We start from the raw sequence: 17,602 nt of genomic DNA, 5'->3' as shown, positions 1-17,602 counted from the left end.
GCCGCCCGCGGCTACCTCGGCGCCGCCCTCGGCGCACTGGTGCGCGGCACCGCCGAGGCCCACAAGGGACCGGGGCCGCTGCGCGTCCTCGAACTCGACCCCGAGGACGGCGAGCCGGCCGTCGCCCGCGCCCTCGCCGCCCGGCCCCGGCAGAACACCGAGCACCATCCCGCCCCCGACGGCGGCCGCTACGACCTCGTCCTCGCCACGGCGACCGGACGGACCGCGGAGGAGGTCCCGGCGCTGGTCCGGCTGCTCTCCCCCGGCGGCCGGCTGCTGCTGCTCGCACCCACCACCGAACAGCTCGACCTGCTGATCACCGGCGACGCCCACGGCCTCGCCGCCCGTCCGGCGGAGCACTGGAGGGCGGCCCTGGCCGCCGCGGGCTGCCCGACGGTGCTGACACTGCCGGAGGACGGGCACCCGATGGGGCTGCTGGGGCAGCAGCTGTTCGCGGCGCGGGTGGACTGACGGGGGCCCGGCCCACGCCCTCCTCCGCGCGTTACCGCCGGTCGGAGCGGACCCGGCGACTCCCCTACCCGCACGCCGTGGCCGGGCGGTGAAGCCCGGATCACGCACCGCCACCCGATCTGTACCATTTCGATACCGAAGCCGGGATGAGCTGCAGGGATTCTCGCCGCCCGGGCCCGTCCCCGGGTAGGCTCCGCTTGTCCTCCGGCCCCCGCGCAGGCGGCCCCCTGCCGCCGTGCCGCGTCCTCCGGGGGCGCACCCCCGCGGGCCATTCGGTGGGCACCGCGCACTCGACACCGCGCGCCAGGGCAGTCGCGCGAACGGCGAAGGGCATCGCATTGGCGGATCGGCTCACCGGAGGAGACTCCTCGCTGCTGCGGCGGATCAATGCGGCGGTCACGCTTCGGGCGCTGCGGAACGGCCACTCCGTGACCCTCACTCAGCTCGTCGGCGAGACCGGGCTCTCCCGCCCGACGGTCGAGGGCGTGATCGAGGGCCTGGTCGAGACCGGACTGGTCGCCGAGGTCGAGCAGCCGAGGGAGGACGGCCAGCCGGGCACCGGCCGCCGCGGCCGCCCGGCCCGCTGGTTCCGCTTCCGCGCCGAGGCCGGGCACATCCTCGGCATCGAGATCGGCGTGCACGACATCCGGGTCATCCTGTCCGACCTCACCGGCGAGGTGGTGGGCAGTCACTTCAAGCCGGTGGACGAGACCCTCGACGCCGAGGACCGGCTCGCCGCCGTCCGCACCGCCGTCGCCGAGGTGCTGCGCAAGGCCGGCATCTCCCGGGACAACCTGTGGGCGGTCGGCATCGGCACCCCCGGCATCGTGGACCGCGAGGGCACCATCCGGCTGGGCACCGCGATGCCCGGCTGGACCGGACTCGACCTCGGCGCCCGCCTGCGGCGCTCGTTCCGCTGCCCGGTCCTGATCGAGAACGACGCCAACCTGGCCGCCATCGCCGAGCACTGGCAGGGGTCGGCGGTCGGCGCCGACGACGTCGTCTTCGTGATGGCCGGTCTCAGCCCGGGCGCCGGCTCCCTCATCGGCGGCAAGCTGCACCGCGGTTTCGGCGGCGCGGCCGGCGAGATCGGCGCCCTGCACCTGCTCGGCCAGGAGGTCACCCCCGAGCGCCTGCTGTCCACCACCGGAAAGCCCCTCAACCCGCTGGACGAGGCCGCCGTGGCCCGTGTGCTGCGGCTGGCCCGGGAGGGCGACGAGGTCGCCAAGGTCGCCATGGACCGCTTCCTCACCCGCCTCGTCCAGGGCGTCGCCGCACTCGTGCTGGCCATCGACCCGCAGCTGGTCGTCATCGGCGGGTGGGCGGCCGGCCTCGACGGCGTCCTGGACCCGCTGCGCGAACGCCTTGCCCAGTTCACCCTGCGCGCTCCCGAGGTCGCCCTGGCGGCCCTCGGCTCCGAGGTGGTGGCGATGGGTGCCCTGCGCGTCGCCCTCGACCAGGTCGAGGAGCAGCTCTTCGCGGTGGACCCGCCCCGGGCCTGACGCCGGTCGCGCTGCGGAGCCCTGACGCCGGTCGCGCTGCCGGGCCAGCCCCGCAGGCGGCGCTCCGCGACGTCAAGTGCCCGGCGGACGAAGTCGACCGGCAGCGCGTCGACGTCCGGAGGGAGGCTCGCCGCGCTGTTCCGTTCGCCCGGAACAGCCCGCCGCATTCCGGTGTCCCGGACTCCGCCCACGGCTCCACGACCGGGTTCACGTCTCCCCCTCCACCCTGCCGCAGCTTCCGAGGACGCCAACGGCAAAGGCCCGGACGCCAGTTGGCGTCCGGGCCTCGACCTGAGGGTTTCCGGAAAGTGGTTCAGGAGGCGGTACGGACCTCGGCCGTCGCGCCGACCGGGGTGACCTCGACGAGTCCGGCCTCGCCGAAGGTCAGCTTGCAGGTGTCCGCCCGGTAGGTGGAGACCGCCAGCGCCACCAGTCGGCCGGCCGAGGCGTACTGGGTGGTCATGACCAGGACCGGCGCGCCGGGCGGGCGCTCCAGCAGGGCGGCCTGCTCGGCCTCGGCGACACCCAGCTCGACCGAGCGGGACTCACCGTCCACCTCCAGGCGCTCCAGCTGGCGCAGCACCGAACGGGCGCGGTCGCTCTCGGCACGGAAGCCCGGCAGGTGCGGCAGGGCGGCGGCCGGGACGTGCAACGACTCGCCGGCCACCGCCCGGCCCTCCACCAGGCGGACCCGGCGCACGGTGTGCACGGTGGCGCCCTCGGCGATGCCGAGGCTCTTCGCCAGCTGCGCGGAGGCGGGGGCGGTGGTGCAGTCGATCGTCCGCCAGGCCTGGCTGCGCGCGGCGCCGGGCCAGCCCTCCTCCTGCCGGCTGACCGGGACGCCGACCCGCGGGGCGGCGATCAGGGTGCCGATCCCCCGGCGGCGCACCAGACGGCCCTCCAGCTCCAGCTGGTCGAGCGCCTGCCGCAGCGTGGCCCGGGCGACGCCGAAGCGGGCCGAGAGCTCGCGCTCGTTGGGCAGCACCTGACCGGTGGAGAACTCCGAGTCGATGGCCCGCAGCAGCACCGTGCGCAGGTGCCAGTACTTCGGCTCCGGCACCGCAGAAAGCTGTCCTGTCGTCCCCACCGTGTCCTCCACCCTGATGTTGTCCGCCCTGCGACAAGGAGGGCGGATCCCGGGCCCACTGTCCGCTGATTGCGGCAGGTGGGAGAGCGGGCCTTTATCCGTCCTTCTTTATTAAAGGTCCTTGCAGTAAGTGACCCTAGGTGCTCCGTCCGGAGATGGTCAAGACCAATGGCGCCGCCCGATGGGGCCGCCACCCGTATTCATGCCGCGTTCACGACAGCTCCTGTCAGCCACTGTCACCATCCGGCGGAGACGGCCGGCGGGAACAGTCGATGGAGACGGCCGACGGAGACGGCCCGCCGCCGCGCGTCACGGTTCGGACCGGGAACAGCCAGTCGGTAGGCTGCCCGGGTGATCGTGGTGACGAGTGTGAACGTGAACGGAATCCGGGCAGCGGCCAAGAAGGGCTTCGTCGAGTGGCTGGCCGGTACCGAGGCGGACGTGGTCTGCCTCCAGGAGGTGCGCTCCGAACCCGAGCAACTGCCCGTCGAACTGCGCGACCTGGACGGCTGGCACGCGGTCTGGGCCCCCGCCGCCACCAAGGGCCGAGCCGGCGTCGCCGTCCTCTCCCGCGAGAAGCCGCAGCGCACGGTCATCGGATTCGGCTCTGAGGAATTCGACAATTCGGGCAGGTACGTCGAAATCGACCTGCCCGGCCTGACCATCGCCAGCCTCTACCTCCCCTCCGGCGAGGTCGGCACAGAGCGCCAGGACGAAAAGGAACGCTTCATGGCGGAATTCCTCGTCCACCTCACCGCCCTGCGCACCCGCGCCGCCGCCGACGGCCGCGAGGTCATCGTCTGCGGCGACTGGAACATCGCCCACCGCCCCGAGGACCTCAAGAACTGGAAGGCCAACCAGAAGTCCGCCGGTTTCCTCCCCGAGGAGCGCGCCTGGCTCTCCCGCGTCTACGACGAGGCCGGCTACGTCGACGTCGTCCGCGCCCTCCACCCCGACCGCACCGGCCCCTACTCCTGGTGGTCCTACCGCGGCCGCGCCTTCGACAACGACTCCGGCTGGAGGATCGACTATTTGATGGCCAGTCAGAAACTCGCGGACACCGCCGTCAAGGCCTACGTCGAACGCGCAGCCTCCCACGCGGAGCGCTGGAGCGACCACGCGCCGGTCACCGCCGAGTTCGACTTCGACCTTAACTAACCGTCCAGTTCTTACAGTTGACGAGCCAGCAGTTGTTTGGGGCCCTGGGTTCGCCCCATGACGCCAGCCCAGGGGGGCTCACGCCGACCCACGTGAACCGCAAGCGTCCAACCAGCTCGGCGGGGCAATGAAGAATCGACCTGTTTTCTAGAATCCCAGCATCACCGCCAAGCCGACAGGTCCCTCGCCAATCGGACGAGCGACCAGCTCGCGACGGTCCCCGCGCGTGCAGGGCCGACTTGGCATTCGCGGCGGACCGGTTGACGGTCCGGGAGCAATCCCCGCGCGTGCGGGGCCGACCGGGCCCTTCCGGTTCTCCCGTCCAAGTCGAGGACATGACGGTGTGCTGGCAAGGGGTGCCAGCCACACCATAGGAACGCTCCGTGGGCGGTCGCTTCCGTCACTTGACGTAGTTCGGCCGGCCCCGGCGCCTCGGTCCGGTCGTGCGCGTCACGCAGGGCGGCGCCGGGAGTCACCCCGAGCTTCGGGAAGCGCTGACGGAGATGGGTGGAGACCATGCACGGCGAGAGGAGCAGCCGTTCTCCGACCTCCCTGCTCGTGGGACCGGCCGCAGATCGAGTATTCCAGGCCGCCTATTGCTCACCGCGCGGTAATACCGCCTCTGGAGGCATCACCAGCCTCCGGTAGCTGACCCTGAGTTCCGATGGCAGCCCCAGCATCACGGTCTCGATTGCCAGGCGGAAGCGCGTCGGTGTCCGGGGCTTCGAACGGCTGGAGGTCCAAGTCCTCGGCGTGGGCCAGCAGCCCCAGCCACACCGCCTGGGGAAGGGTATGGGATCGGCCGTGGCCGCCGTCCAGGGTCCTCAGGTCCCCACGGCGACCTCCTTCCTCCACGTCGCCGACGCGGCCAGGGCCGCACTCGCCGCGCTGCACTGGCCCAGCGGCGCGGTCAACGTGGTGGACGACGAACCCGCCGCGGCCCGCGACTGGATGCCGGTGCTCGCCCGCGCACTCGGCGCACCGACGCCCGCACCGGGCCACGGCCGGCCGGGGTGGGCGCGCGGCGCGGACAACACGCTCGCCAGGACGGCCCACGGCTGGCAGCCCCAGGAAGGCTCCTGGCGCGCCTGCTTCGAACGCATGGCGGCAGACCCACCGACCACCCCGGGCAGCGCCGGCGTCTGCCTGTCGGGGTGAGCGTCACCCCCGGCGAAGATCCGATTCTCGCAGGAGAGAAGCGTGCGCGAGCCAATGATGCCCAGCGCCGCCGTCTGCATGTCCTGACGATCCGCCCCCGGACGTGAGCCTGGCCGCGCCCGCTCGCAGGCCTGACCGGTGTTCCGTCGCGACTTCCGGCTCCATGCTCGGAAAGTCGCCTGCGGGGTGCCGTCCCGGTCCTTCCGCGTCTTCCCTCGTACCCCGGCCTGCTGCGGAGTGCGCCCGAGTACGACAGATAGGTCCCTTGTCCTCTCCTGCCGTTTCGGAGACCGCGCGCGTGCGCGGCTTCAAGCTCGACTGGCTGTCCGACCCGAAGGCCTGGCGCACCGAGGTCCTCGCGGGCTTGGTCATCGCGCTCGCACTGATCCCCGAGGCGATCTCGTCCTCGATCATCGCCGGGGTCGACCCCGGCATCGGCGGCACCGGCCAGGGGTGCGGTCGGCGACGCCGTCCGGGACGGAGCGGCGGGGTGGAAGCCGTCGTCGGTACCGGGCGACACCGACTGGATGGGCTGGGAGAGCGCGGATGATGAGGCTGGCGCGGAGGTCGGGAGTGGCGCGGCCGCAGGCGACGTACCGGCGCCGCATGCCGTGGCCATGAGGAGCGCGCCCGTGGCGCCTCAGCCGCCAGGCCGACGTCTCCACCGCCCGGGCTTCGGCCTGACTCACCGACCCGTGGTCGAGCCGCTCCACGGGGTCACGTCTCTCGGGGGACCCGCAGAGCCAGCACGGCGAGGTCGTCGTGGGGGTCTCCCGGGCGGACGTCGATCAAGGCCTTCCCGAGGCTCTCCAACGGACTTCCCGCCCAGGTCGAAGCAGTTTCGGAGACGACTCGCAGCCCCGCGTCGATGCTCACGGCGGGGTGCTCGACCAGTCCGTCGGTGTACAGCACCAGCGTCGCGCCCTCGGGCACCGGATGTGTGTGGTCGACGCGCGGCAGGCTCGGGTCGACTCCGATCGGCAGGTCGGGCTCGGAGTCGAGGAAGTGTGCGGTGCCGTCCGAGGTGACGAGCAGCGGCGGCAGATGACCCGCGTTGCTCCAGCGCAGGTTCCACGCCCCGTCCACTGGTTCGAGGCGGGCGAGGCAGACGGTCGCCATCGGGACCTCGGGCAGGGCGTGCACGGCGTGGTCGAGCCGGGCGAGCGCCTCGCTGGGTGCCGTGGCCCCGTCGTGGGCGAGGGCCCGCAGCATGTTCCGGGTCTGCGCCATGACGGCGGCGGCGTCGAGGTCGTGGCCGGCCACGTCGCCGATGACTGCCACCCGCGTACCGTCCGGCAGGGCCATCGCGTCGTACCAGTCACCGCCCAGCAGAGCGGGCTCGGTGGCCGGCTGGTAGCTCGCCCAGGTGACCAGTGGGGCCAGCACCGGCAGTGTGGGCAGCAGCAGCCGCTGGAAGTGCTCGGAGTCGGCTCGGACCCGGTTGTAGAGGCGGGCGTTCTCGATCGCCACGCCGGCGGCTCCGGCGAGCGCGATCACCACGGTCTCGTCGTCGAGGTCGAACGGCTGGTCGCCGCGCTTGTCGGCGAGGTAGAGGTTGCCGTAGACGCGGCCACGCACCGTGATCGCGACACCGAGCAGGGTGCGCATCGGCGGGTGCCCGTGTGGGAAGCCGACAGCGGCCGGGTGGACTGCGATGTCGTCGACGCGCAGGGGCTGCGGATCGTGGATCAGGCGGCCCAGAAGCCCCCGGCCGGCGGGGAGCGGGGTGTCGGCCAGCCGGGAACGTTCATCCTCGTCCAGGCCGACCGGGATGAAGTCGGCCAGCCGGGTGCCGTCCTCGTCGAGGATGCCGAGCGCCCCGTAGCGGGCCCCGACCAGATCCATCGCCGTGGTCACGATGCGCCGCAGAACGACCGGGAGCTCCAGGTCGCGGCTGATCGCCAGCACGGCCTGCAGCAGACTGCTCATCCGCACCCGGGCGCGGGCCAGCTCCCGGAGCTGGGCCTGGAGTACATCGATGTCCGCCTGCTCGCCGGCACCGGCCGCGTCCGCTGCACTGGACTGCCGCATTGGTTCGAGATCCTTCCGGCACACGCGCGGCCCGGACACCGAATCGCACCGTGACGGGCTTCACACTCCCCTGATCCAACGATACCGGCCGGCGTCGACGGGAGCGGCGGACCGCCACCGATCGGAGCCGGGTTCCCGTAGAGGCTCCCGGCTCCGACCCCGGTGCGCCCGGTCAGCAGACAGGGTGCAGGACCGTGGTGGCGTCCGTGCGGTAGTCGAGGCGGCTGGTCACGTCCACGACGCCGTCCACGCTCCGGCACAGCCGCTCCACCACCGACACGAGGGCGCGGTGCTCGACCGTACCGGTCAGGGTGACCCGGCCTTCGTGCACCTGGACGTCGACGGTGCCCGCCGGGAGCCCCAGCGTGCGGTCCAGGACGTCCCCGAGGAGCTCCTCGCGGATCGCCCGGTCCTGCCGCAGGAACACGCGCAGCAGGTCGCTGCGGCTGACGATACCGACCAGACGCCCGGCCTCGTCCACGACGGGAAGACGCTTGAGTCTGTCGCGCTGCATCAGCCGCGCGGCTTCGACCACGGTCCATTCGGGCCGGGCACAGACGGCCGGGCTGGTCATCAGGCCCTCGGCGGTGGCGGCTCGGCTGCGGGCGCGGTCACGCGGCGGCAGGTCCGGGGCGAGCAGCAGGCCGGCGGGGTCCTCCTGGGCGGCTTCGTTGAGCAGCAGGTCGGCTTCGGAGACCAGTCCGATCGGGCGGTCCTCCTGGTCCAGGACGGGTACGGAGGTGATGTCGTGCTCGGCGAGCAGCCGGGCGATCTCCTTGAAGCCGGTGTCGGGCCGTACGTGCACGACGGCGTGAGTCATCAGCTCTCCCACGATCCGGTGTCGCATGGTCGGCGTTCTCCTTATCAGTGGCGCTGGCAGGGCGGTGCGGGGGCGGGGCACTCAGTCGTTGGGGTGGCGGACCACGACCACGGGGCAGGGCGCGTGCTGGACGCAGTGCTGGCTGACGGACCCCAACAGGGCGCCGGTGAAGCCGCCGTGGCCCCGGCTGCCGACGACCAGGAGGTCGGCGCCCCGAGCCGCGTCAAGCAGGCACGACACGGCGCCGCCCTCCACCACCTGGGCGCGGATCCCGTCCCTGTGCTCGGCGTCGGTCACCTCGGCGACGGCCTCGTCGAGCACCTTGCGCGCGCTGTCGGCGAGGTTCTCGTAGGCCACGACGGGGACGGTCCAGCCGGTGGCCACCGGGTACTGCCAGGCGGTCACGGCCTCGACGACGACGTCCCGCGCCCGGGCCTGGTCCACGGCCCAGCGCAGCGCGTCGATGGAGGACGGCGAGCCGTCCACGCCGACCACGATCCGCCGCTGCGTGTCGGTCTACTCGGTCACGGTGCTCTCCTTCTCGTTTGCGGTTGTCTCCACCATCGGGCGACTGGCCCGGTGCGGCGAAGGGCCGGAGGGGACCATGCGGCCGGGACCTTCCGCCCGCCTGCGGACACGGCTGCGGCGGCGGGCTGGCGGATGCCCCGCCGGAGGGGCCAGTGAGCCCCGACACCTCGCGGCCGGGGCGGAATCGCCTCCGAGCAGGGCCGGGACCGAAGGCCGCACGACCGGGACCGTTGTGCCGCCCTCTTGTGACCAACGGCCCACAGACCGCGCTCGGTGACGAGGAGCAGGCTGGCGTCCGCGCCCCGTTCGAGGGGCCCGGTCCCGGTCGGCGGTTCGCCGCGGGGGCCGCCCGGTCGGACGGACACACAGGGCTTCGGCGCAGCAGAGTTGAGGAGTTTTCGATGGCACAGGCGTATCTGGTCGGAGGCGGCATCGCCGCCCTTTCCGCGGCGGCGTTCCTCATCCGGGACGGGGGATTCGACGGGGGTGACATCCACATCTTCGAGGCGCAGGACGAGATCGGCGGGAGCCTCGACGCGGGCGGCACCCCCGAGGCCGGGTACACGATGCGCGGCGGGCGGATGTTCGAGGCGCAGTTCCGCTGCACCTACGACCTGCTGTCCGGCATCCCGTCGCTGGACGACCCGGCGAAGTCGGCCACCCAGGACATCCTCGACTCACACGAGGAGTCGCCGTGGGACGACGCGGCCAGACTGGTCCGCAAGGGCGGTGCGATCGTGGACGGGCACGCCATGGGCTTCTCCGAGCGCCACCGCCTGGAACTGGTGAAGTGCCTGGCCACGCCCGAGCGCCTGCTGGACGGCAAGCGGATCACCGACTGCTTCGCGGACGACTTCTTCACCACCGACTTCTGGTACATGTGGTGCACCACGTTCGCGTTCGAGCCCTGGCACAGCGCGATCGAGTTCCGCCGCTACCTCAAGCGCTTCGTCCACCTGTTCCCGGAGTTCCAGACGATGTCCGGGATCCACCGGACCCGGTACAACCAGTACGACTCGATCGTCCGCCCGCTCACCGCCTGGCTGCTGGAGCGCGGCGTCCGCATCCACACCGGCCACCGGGTCGCCGACCTGGCCTTCCGAACCGGTCCGGGCACCAAGGGCACCACGGTCGAGCGCATCGCCTTCACCGGCCCGCACGCCGACCTTCCGGTCGCCCCCGAGGACCTGGTGTTCGTCACCAACGGCTCGATGACCGCCGACTCCATCCTCGGCACGCACACCACCGCCCCCGAGGGCCCGCACACCAACCACAGCCCCGACTCCTTCCTGCTGTGGCACCGCATCGCCCGCGGACGCGAGGACTTCGGCCACCCGGCCGTCTTCGACCACAGCATCAACGACTCCACCTGGGAGTCCTTCACCGTCACCGCCAAGGACCCGGCGTTCCTCGACTGGATGGAGGAGTTCACCGGCCGCGCCACCGGCCGCGGCGGCCTGCTCACCCTCACCGACTCCCCCTGGCTGCTCACCCTCGTCGTCAACCGCCAACCCGTCTACCAGCAGCAGCCCGACGGCGTCAGTGTGTGGTGGGGCTACGGCCTGTTCCCCGACAAGCCCGGCACCTTCGTCAAGAAGCCGATGCGCGAATGCACCGGCGCGGAGATCCTCCAGGAGGTCCTCGGACAGCTCGCGCTGGACGCCCCCACCGCGGAGCGGGTCGCCGGGACGTCCACCGTCATCCCCTGCCTGATGCCGTACATCACCAGCCAGTTCCTCGTCCGCAGCCACGGCGACCGGCCGCAGGTCGTCCCCGAGGGCTCCACCAACCTCGCCTTCATCGGCCAGTACGCCGAGGTCCCCGACGACGTCGTCTTCACCGTCGAGTACTCCGTGCGCACCGCGTGGACCGCCGTAGCGACCCTGCTCCGCCTGGAGAAGCAGCCCCCGGCCGTCCACAAGGGCCACCACGACCCGCACGTCCTGGCCCAGGCCCTGCACACCATGCACCGCAACTGACAGCGAAGGACCATCAGGATTCCGGCGCTGTCGCATGGTCGACGACCACGAGTGGTCCGCCGGGGAGTGCGCAACCGCTGGAGACCGGGCCACACCGGGTCGGCGGCATCGAGCGGCACACCCCTTCGGCCTTGCGGGGAACCGGGACCACCGTGGCCTGCCCCATGGACCATCGACCCCTGGGGCAGGCCACGGCTGGACGTCAGGGCGATCCGGCCTTCACATCCAGCGACACGCCGCCCGGGACGCTCGGGGTGCAGCACCAGCTGGCCTGCAACTTCCTTGCCGCCTGAACGACCGGCGCACGCCTTCCGGACGGCGCCGAGCTCGCGCGCTGCGTGGCCCGGCCGGGTCAGCGCAGCACGCCTACGAGGTGCTGCCCGACAGCCCGATCACCGGGACCGTGAACGGCAGGCAGCTCCGGGCAGCCTCGAGGCGCTCAGCTCGTCGAAGGCACCGAGCCGATCGACGGTGAGGACCGGCCCGAAGCGCAATGGGTAAGCGTCACACGGGACTTCTTCGCGTTCATCACCGAGCGCGTGCCGGATCTCATCGAAGAGTTCAAAACGGACAACGGTCTGTGACGGACACGGGCAGAAAGGCAGGGGCGATGACCGACGCCGCCGTCGAGACGACAGGGCTGGTCAAGCGGTACGGGAACGCCCGGACCGGCAGGACCGCCCTGGTAGGCCTCGACCTCACCGTGCAGCGCGGAGAGGTGTTCGGTTTCCTCGGCCCCAACGGTGCCGGGAAGACCACGCTGATCCGCCTGCTGCTCGACCTCATCCGGCCCACGTCCGGGACGCTACGGGTCCTGGGCTCCGATCCGCGCGACAACGCGAGGACGCGGGGCCGGATCGGCTATCTCGCCGGGGACTTCCGCATCGACGGCCGACAGACCGGCCGCGAGGCGCTGACCTACCTGGGCGACCTGCGCGGCGGCGTCCCGGCCGCGCGCATCAGCGAACTCGCCGAGCGCCTCGACCTGGACCTGACCCGCCGGATCAGCACCCTGTCGAAGGGAAACCGGCAGAAGGTCGGCGTCGTGCAGGCGTTCATGCACACCCCGGAGCTGCTGGTGCTCGACGAGCCGACCAGCGGTCTCGACCCGTTCCTGCAGCAACGGTTCGTCGAGCTGGTGCGGGAGGCCGGCGCCAACGGGCAGACCGTCTTCATGTCCTCGCACGTGATGAGCGAGGTGCAGCAGACCTGCCGACGGGTCGGCATCATCCGCGAGGGCGAGCTGGTCACCGTCGCGGACGTGGAGAAGCTGCGCCAGTCGGCGCACCGCACGATCGAGATCGCCTTCCGCGGCAGGGCGGGTGCCGAGACGTTCGCGGCGCTGCCGCAGTTGCAGAACGTCTCCGTCACGGACGCGCCGGACGGCGGGAGCGTGCTGCACGCGGTCCTGACCGGGAGTCCGGATGCCCTGCTGAAGACCGCGGCCCGGTTCGAGGCGACCGGTCTGCTGGCGCAGGAGCCGGAGCTGGAGGAGATCTTCTTCACCTTCTACGAGCACGGCTCCAACGGGAACGGATCGAAGGGCGTCGCATCGTGAACATCGCAGTCCTGCGCAAACACCTGACGGACAACCGCCGCGGATTCCTGGGCTGGGCCCTGTCGATCACCGCGGTCGCGGCCATGTACTCCTCGATGTGGCCGGTCATGGGCGGCAACTCGGGCCTGGCCACCGCTGTCAACTCGTTCCCGAAGTCCATGCGCGACGCCTTCCACATGGAGGACTACGGCACCGTGGCCGGCTACTTCGGCTCGACGGTCTTCGGGCTGCTCGTGCCGATCCTGCTGGCCGTCTTCGCCACCGCGGCCGGAACCAGTGCGATCGCTGGCGACGAGGAGGCCGGAACGCTGGACCTGGTCATGGCGTACCCGGTTCGCCGGGTCACGCTGGCCCTGTCACGCTGGCTCGCGGTCCTGGCCGCGATCGCGCTGACCGGCCTGGTACTGCTGCTCGTGGAACTCGCCATCCGGGTGCCCGCGCGGTTCGCCGCGCTCAGCGCGGCGAACCTGGCCGCCATGACCTTCCAACTGACGCTCTTCGGCTGCTGCTTCGCCTCGATCGCCTTCGGGATCGGCGCGTACACCGGCCGCCGCATGCATGCGATCGCGGGTGGCGCCTACGTGACCATCATCGCCTACCTGTGCGACTCGTTCCTCCCGCAGATCAACGGCCTGCACTGGATCCAGTACTGGTCCCCGTTCCACTGGTACCTGGGCGGCGAACCGCTCAAGAACGGCATCCAGTGGATCCACTGCGCACTGCTCGCGGGACTCGGCCTGTCCTTCGCCGCCATCGGAATCTGCGGCTTCAACCGCCGGGACCTGACCCAGGGCAACTGACGCCCGACCACCGGACAGCCCATGGGAGCCGCCATCGGAAGCGGCACCTGGCGCCCGTAGCCCTTCCCCCCGCAGCGCCTCACGGGGCGTGACGGGACACCGCCGGCCTGCCCGCACGGCCGGGAGGCCTCGTCGCTACTCGGCCCGGTGGCACACACCGGGCCGCACCACGTGCGCAGCGGCCATCGGCGTTCCCGTGCGGCAGCGCCGAAAGCGCAGCCAGCAGTGGTCGCGCACGATCGGGAGGGCGGCCCAGCGGCGGCCCAGGCCCCAACTGTCGCCCGCACCCGTGGCGGTCAGCGCGACGAGCAGCAGGGCGTAGACGAGGTGGTAGTCGGCGACCGGGTTGGTGGAACCGCTGGCCGCACCGTTGGCCAGGTGGCGGGCAGCCGGCCTCGCCGCCGCCCTGGCGGGTCTTCGTCCTTGCCCCACCACCATCCCCGCCGCGGCCGCGGCGCGCATGGGCCGACCGTTCCGGGCAAGCCGGGACCGGGCCTCCCGAGGCTGCGGCCCCGGTGCTGGGCGCACGACGACGCACCTCGGCGAGACCGTAGCCGTGTGGGCACCGAAGACCCGGTCCTGCGGTTCAAGTGACGTGGCAGTACTCGCGAAAGACCCCGCCGGGCCGCGGTCAGCGGGCTTGATCGAGGGGCCGCTCCTCCCGGCCGGGCGGCCCGCCGACGTCGGCGGTGACGGCGGTGACGGCGGTGACCTTGTCGGCCGGGGTCTGCTGCGCGTGGACGTCGTCGAGGCCGAGGACGGCGGCGATCTCGCGGGCGGGTTCGGCACGGTCACCGGTGAGCATGAGCAGGCGGGTGATGTCGGCCTCGCGCAGTCGGCGCAGGGTGCGGGGTGCGTCGTGGCGCAGCGGGTCGCGCAGCAGGATCGCGCCGGCGAGCTGGGCGTCGACGGTGATCCAGGCGACGGCGGCGCCGTCCAGGGTGGCGCGGTTGTCGGCGGCCTTGGCCCATGCGGGCAGTGCCGTGTCGGAGTGCTTGCCGACGGTCACCGTCGTGCCGTCGACGCGTCCGGTGGCGCCGCGGCCGGGCTCCTCGGTGACCTCTTGGGCGGGCGGGAGGGTCAGGGCGCGGGCGTGGGCTTCGTCGGTGATGGCCTGGGCGAGGACGTGGGGGGAGTACTGGTCGACGGAGGCGGCCAGGGCCAGGACTTCGTTCGCGTCGCGGCCGGGGCGGCGGCGATGTCCAGGACGCGGGGGCGGCCGGTAGTGAGGGTGCCGGTCTTGTCGAGCACGAGGGTGCGGGCGCGGCCGAGGGTCTCCAGGGCGGCGCCGTCGCGGATCACGACGCCCTGGCGGGCGGCGCGGGACAGCCCGGAGACGATCGCCACCGGTGCGGCGAGCAGCAGCGGGCAGGGAGTGGCGACCACCAGCACCGCCACCGCCCGCACGGCCGATCCGCTGACCAGCCAGGCCAGGCCGGCCGCCACGAGCGACAGCGGCAGGAACCAGGCCGCGTACCGGTCGGCGAGCCGGACGACGGGGGCGCTCTCGGCGTGTCGCTCTGCCGAGCAAGGCCTCCAGCGAACCGGTCCCGTTCGTCCAGATCCGGATCAAGAGGCGGTCGGCGCCCCGACCCGTGAGGACATGGACGGGGACCAGGCCCGCGACGCGCTCCGAGAGGTCCCGCAGTGGTCGCGCAGCCCGAGTACCTACCACAAGCCCGTTGCCGAGGCCGTCCAGGAACCGGCCTCGGACTGGATTCCCGGTATCCTGCCTGATCCAGCTGCAACGCGTCCCACTGCCGACGGTACAACCTGCCTCACGCTGGTCGACGAGCCGGCCAAGCCCACCGGGGACGCCGGCTCTCGGCTCACTGACGCGGGGCCGGAAACGCCTCGTACGACCGGCGTCCCGGAAGCGATCACTCCGCCGCGAAGGCGGTGGAGGCCTCTGTCCAGCGCGCCGCCACCCATGCAGGGCGCTGGTCCGACCCCGCGCCCGGCCACCGCCCTGGCACGCATGGCCTTCGCATGCCGCGAGGCTGGATCGCCTTCCTGCCACGGGAGATCGGGCGAAGGGACCACCCGCGCCTACAGCCTGCGACCCACGACCCGGTCACGACCCGGCCGCGACCCGCCTCGGCCCGGTAACCACCGGGGGCGGCCTCGCCGTCGAGCCGTTCGAGCGCAGAACGATGGCGCAGGCGCACACCCCGACCACGACGGAATCCAGCCGACGCCTCGGCATGGCGTCGGACCGGAAGGTAGTATCGGTTTCCGCGCTGACTGAATATCAAGTGCACGCTATTCATTGGAAATTGCTGTCGGGGGCGTCAGTCGACCCCTCAGGTGGGGGCGACGTGGGAAGTCGCGCCGAGCCCCACCCTCCGCACCGGAACCGACCACCGAAACCGGTAAGAACCCAGAAAGCGTCCATTGGTTACCATCGCACATTCCGAGCTCGACGTCTTTCCACTCTGCCTCGGCGGCAGCGTCTTCGGATGGACCGTCGACGAGCGGACATCCTTCCGCGTCCTCGATGCCTACGCCGCCGCGGGCGGGAACTTCATCGACACCGCCGACTCCTATTCCCAGTGGGCCCCCGGAAACACCGGCGGGGAGTCCGAGTCCATCCTCGGCAACTGGCTGGCCGCGCGCGGTCAGCGGGACCGTTTCGTCATCGCCACCAAGGTAGGCCGACTGAACGGACTGTCCGGTCTCACGGCGAAGGTCGTCCACCAGGCGGTAGAGGACTCCCTGCGCCGTCTGCGGACGGATCATATCGACCTCTACTACACGCACGCGGACGACCCGGAAACTCCCCTCGAAGAGACCCTCGCCGCACTCGACACGCTGATCACGGCAGGGAAGGTGCGCCATATCGGCGCCTCGAACATCAGCGGCCCCAGGCTGGCCGAATCCCTTGAGGTCTCGAAGCGTTCGGGGCTCGCCTCGTACGTGGCGGTCCAGCCTCCCTACAACCTCATGGAACGCGAGCCCTTCGAGAGTGGGATCGCCCCGGTCTGCGAGCGCGAGGGCGTCTCCTGCGTCCCGTACTTCGCCCTGGCGCAGGGATTCCTGACGGGCAAGTACCGCGAAGGCGCACCCGCCGTTCCCAGCGTCCGCAGCGACGCGGCACGACCGTACGGCGAAACGCCCCGCGGCCGCACGGTGCTCCGGACGCTGGACACGATCGCCGCCGAGCACGGCACCGCCCCCGCCGCGGTGGCCCTGGCCTGGCTGAGGGCGCAGCCCCATGTCGTCGCTCCGCTCGCCAGCAGCAGGACGCCCGAGCAGCTCGCCGAACTGACCCCGGGAGCGACCCTGGAACTCTCCCCGGCCGAGGTTCACTCGCTGGATCTCGCTTCACGGACCACCGCGGCGGACCACCGTGCGCATGTCGGCTGAAGGAGGAGGAGTCGCCGTGACCCTCACCCCCCACACCGCCCTGATCGGATTCGACGCCCTCAAGTCGTTCATCTCAGTAGCGCGCGATGAATACGAGGCCTGTACCCCGCAGGAACCACCCTCCTGTTTCGCCCTCCTGCTCGGCACCGTCGACGACGGTGTCGCGGCCATCACCTCGGTCCAGTTCGCGACCAACGTCCGTGCCACCGACCCGATGGCGCTCGAAGAGTTCTCGAGCTCCATAGAGCCGTGCTTCGGAAGCGCCTACCGAAACCCCCGCCGGGGATTCTGGTGCAGCTCGCAGGATCTGCTTCGTATTCACCGGCAGGCGGACCGTGACGGGGTCGAGATCCTGGGCTCCATCCATCTGCATCCCGACTGGCACCGGATCGGCCCACCCGAAGAGCGAGGGCTGCGAATAAGCGAGGAGCCGACACCGATGGACCGCTACATGTTCGACAACAGTCGGTACCCGGTGAACATGATCTGCTATCTGGAATCCGGCCCACAGGGGGTTTCCGCCGCACTCGCGGCATGGGGCCCTCCTCCTGAGGACGAGGTCGCGGCGCCATGCCCCCGCCTCCTTCTGAGGTTCAGCGCGTCCTGAGGAACGGCAGGCTCACCCCTCGCCACCGGCGGGACTCCGCCCCGGTCACGCTCGCGGATGTGACCGGGGCAGGGGCCGCCGGTCCACCCCTGGGTGAGTACCGCCGGGGCGGAGCCGTCGGGGCGGAGCCGTCGGGGCGGAGCCGTCGGGGCGGACGGCAGTGCTGTAGGCGGCGCTGGTGGGGGTTGAGGAACAGCCCGGTCGGCGTGGTCGCGTGGCCTCGCGCCCGGCGACCGGCAGGGTGACCCGCTCGTCCCGGATGAACGTGTCGCCGAGCGTTTTGGTGGGCGGCCGTTGAGTTCGGCGCGCGGTGCGCGGGGCCGACAGCGGACGTCTCCACGGCGTGATCTCCGCGGAGGCCTCCAGGTCCTCGAATGAGCCGGCATCCCGACTTCTTCGAAAGCGTGTGTCAAGTCGCCGAATCCGCCCGCATCATCCTCCACCTGTCCCGCCCCGGCACCCGACACCACCGGCCCGGCCCAGCGGTGTCACACCGCCGCAGGAGAAGAATCAGAAAATGCGCCAGCAAACCACCCA

Annotated in this window: 15 protein-coding genes and 2 pseudogenes; 11 read left to right on the top strand and 6 right to left on the bottom strand. The window is 71.7% G+C overall.

The features are described 5' to 3' along the window. Together KS423_RS16910 and KS423_RS16905 are read left to right on the top strand one after the other, a co-directional pair. Nucleotides 1–471 (top strand): hypothetical protein (locus KS423_RS16910; RefSeq protein ID WP_224280090.1); only part of this gene is annotated, 471 nt, incomplete at its 5' end. A 338-nt stretch (nt 472–809) separates the two neighbouring features. Further along, on the top strand, nt 810–1,973 hold the full coding sequence (locus KS423_RS16905; protein ID WP_224280088.1) for an ROK family protein: 1,164 nt from the start codon (nt 810–812) through the stop codon (nt 1,971–1,973). A 313-nt stretch (nt 1,974–2,286) separates the two neighbouring features. Here the strand turns inward: KS423_RS16905 and KS423_RS16900 are convergent, their stop codons facing one another. After that, nucleotides 2,287–3,060, bottom strand: a complete 774-nt coding sequence (locus KS423_RS16900; protein ID WP_224280094.1) for a GntR family transcriptional regulator — start codon at nt 3,058–3,060, stop codon at nt 2,287–2,289. A gap of 351 nt (nt 3,061–3,411) precedes the next feature. Between KS423_RS16900 and KS423_RS16895 the strand changes: the two genes are divergently transcribed. From KS423_RS16895 to KS423_RS16885, 3 genes and pseudogenes are all read left to right on the top strand, one after another. Beyond that, complete coding sequence (locus tag KS423_RS16895) at nt 3,412–4,218, top strand: exodeoxyribonuclease III (protein ID WP_224280086.1); 807 nt, start codon at nt 3,412–3,414, stop codon at nt 4,216–4,218. Between the two features lie 792 nt (nt 4,219–5,010). Continuing rightward, entirely contained in the window at nt 5,011–5,376 is a 366-nt protein-coding gene (locus KS423_RS16890) for a hypothetical protein (protein ID WP_224280084.1), read from the top strand. A 265-nt stretch (nt 5,377–5,641) separates the two neighbouring features. Further along, nucleotides 5,642–5,815 (top strand): annotated as a pseudogene (locus KS423_RS16885) (sodium-independent anion transporter); the annotation flags it as partial. A 278-nt stretch (nt 5,816–6,093) separates the two neighbouring features. On the opposite strand, the gene KS423_RS16880 reads toward KS423_RS16885, so the two are convergent. The 3 genes from KS423_RS16880 to KS423_RS16870 all read right to left on the bottom strand — a co-directional run bounded on the left by KS423_RS16880 (nt 6,094) and on the right by KS423_RS16870 (nt 8,722). Continuing rightward, a complete protein-coding gene (locus KS423_RS16880) occupies nt 6,094–7,407 on the bottom strand; it encodes a PP2C family protein-serine/threonine phosphatase (protein ID WP_224280082.1) in 1,314 nt (437 codons plus the stop codon). Nucleotides 7,408–7,579: 172 nt separating this feature from the next. Then, a complete protein-coding gene (locus tag KS423_RS16875; protein ID WP_224280080.1) occupies nt 7,580–8,254 on the bottom strand; it encodes a CBS domain-containing protein in 675 nt (224 codons plus the stop codon). Between the two features lie 54 nt (nt 8,255–8,308). Continuing rightward, nucleotides 8,309–8,722 (bottom strand): universal stress protein, encoded by a 414-nt coding sequence (locus KS423_RS16870; RefSeq protein WP_308020206.1) that lies wholly within the window; start codon nt 8,720–8,722, stop codon nt 8,309–8,311. 185 nt (nt 8,723–8,907) lie between these two features. Between KS423_RS16870 and KS423_RS16865 the strand changes: the two genes are divergently transcribed. From KS423_RS16865 to KS423_RS16855, 4 genes are all read left to right on the top strand, one after another. Next, nucleotides 8,908–10,734, top strand: a complete 1,827-nt coding sequence (locus KS423_RS16865) for an oleate hydratase (protein WP_308020205.1) — start codon at nt 8,908–8,910, stop codon at nt 10,732–10,734. A gap of 164 nt (nt 10,735–10,898) precedes the next feature. Further along, nucleotides 10,899–11,027 carry a hypothetical protein gene (locus KS423_RS47385; RefSeq protein WP_263454926.1) on the top strand — a complete coding sequence of 43 codons (129 nt, stop codon included), beginning with the start codon at nt 10,899–10,901 and terminating at the stop codon, nt 11,025–11,027. A gap of 317 nt (nt 11,028–11,344) precedes the next feature. Further along, nucleotides 11,345–12,292 carry an ABC transporter ATP-binding protein gene (locus tag KS423_RS16860; protein WP_224280076.1) on the top strand — a complete coding sequence of 316 codons (948 nt, stop codon included), beginning with the start codon at nt 11,345–11,347 and terminating at the stop codon, nt 12,290–12,292. Beyond that, nucleotides 12,289–13,092 (top strand): ABC transporter permease subunit, encoded by an 804-nt coding sequence (locus tag KS423_RS16855; RefSeq protein WP_224280074.1) that lies wholly within the window; start codon nt 12,289–12,291, stop codon nt 13,090–13,092. The genes KS423_RS16860 and KS423_RS16855 overlap by 4 nt, the downstream gene beginning before the upstream one ends. Nucleotides 13,093–13,227: 135 nt before the next feature. Here KS423_RS16855 and KS423_RS48505 read toward each other — a convergent pair whose 3' ends face one another. Together KS423_RS48505 and KS423_RS16845 are read right to left on the bottom strand one after the other, a co-directional pair. Continuing rightward, on the bottom strand, nt 13,228–13,554 hold the full coding sequence (locus KS423_RS48505; protein WP_374119968.1) for a hypothetical protein: 327 nt from the start codon (nt 13,552–13,554) through the stop codon (nt 13,228–13,230). A 108-nt stretch (nt 13,555–13,662) separates the two neighbouring features. Then, nucleotides 13,663–14,604, bottom strand: a pseudogene (locus tag KS423_RS16845) (HAD-IC family P-type ATPase); the annotation flags it as partial. Between the two features lie 882 nt (nt 14,605–15,486). Here KS423_RS16845 and KS423_RS16840 point away from each other — a divergent pair. Then, entirely contained in the window at nt 15,487–16,458 is a 972-nt protein-coding gene (locus KS423_RS16840) for an aldo/keto reductase (RefSeq protein WP_224280072.1), read from the top strand. 16 nt (nt 16,459–16,474) lie between these two features. Beyond that, nucleotides 16,475–17,065, top strand: coding sequence for a hypothetical protein (locus KS423_RS16835; protein WP_224280070.1), 591 nt, complete (start codon nt 16,475–16,477; stop codon nt 17,063–17,065). Nucleotides 17,066–17,602 lie beyond the last annotated feature (537 nt).

It is taken from the genome of Streptomyces sp. LS1784 (assembly GCF_020103755.1).
Classification (GTDB): domain Bacteria; phylum Actinomycetota; class Actinomycetes; order Streptomycetales; family Streptomycetaceae; genus Kitasatospora.
This window is presented reverse-complemented; position numbering and strand designations above follow the sequence as displayed.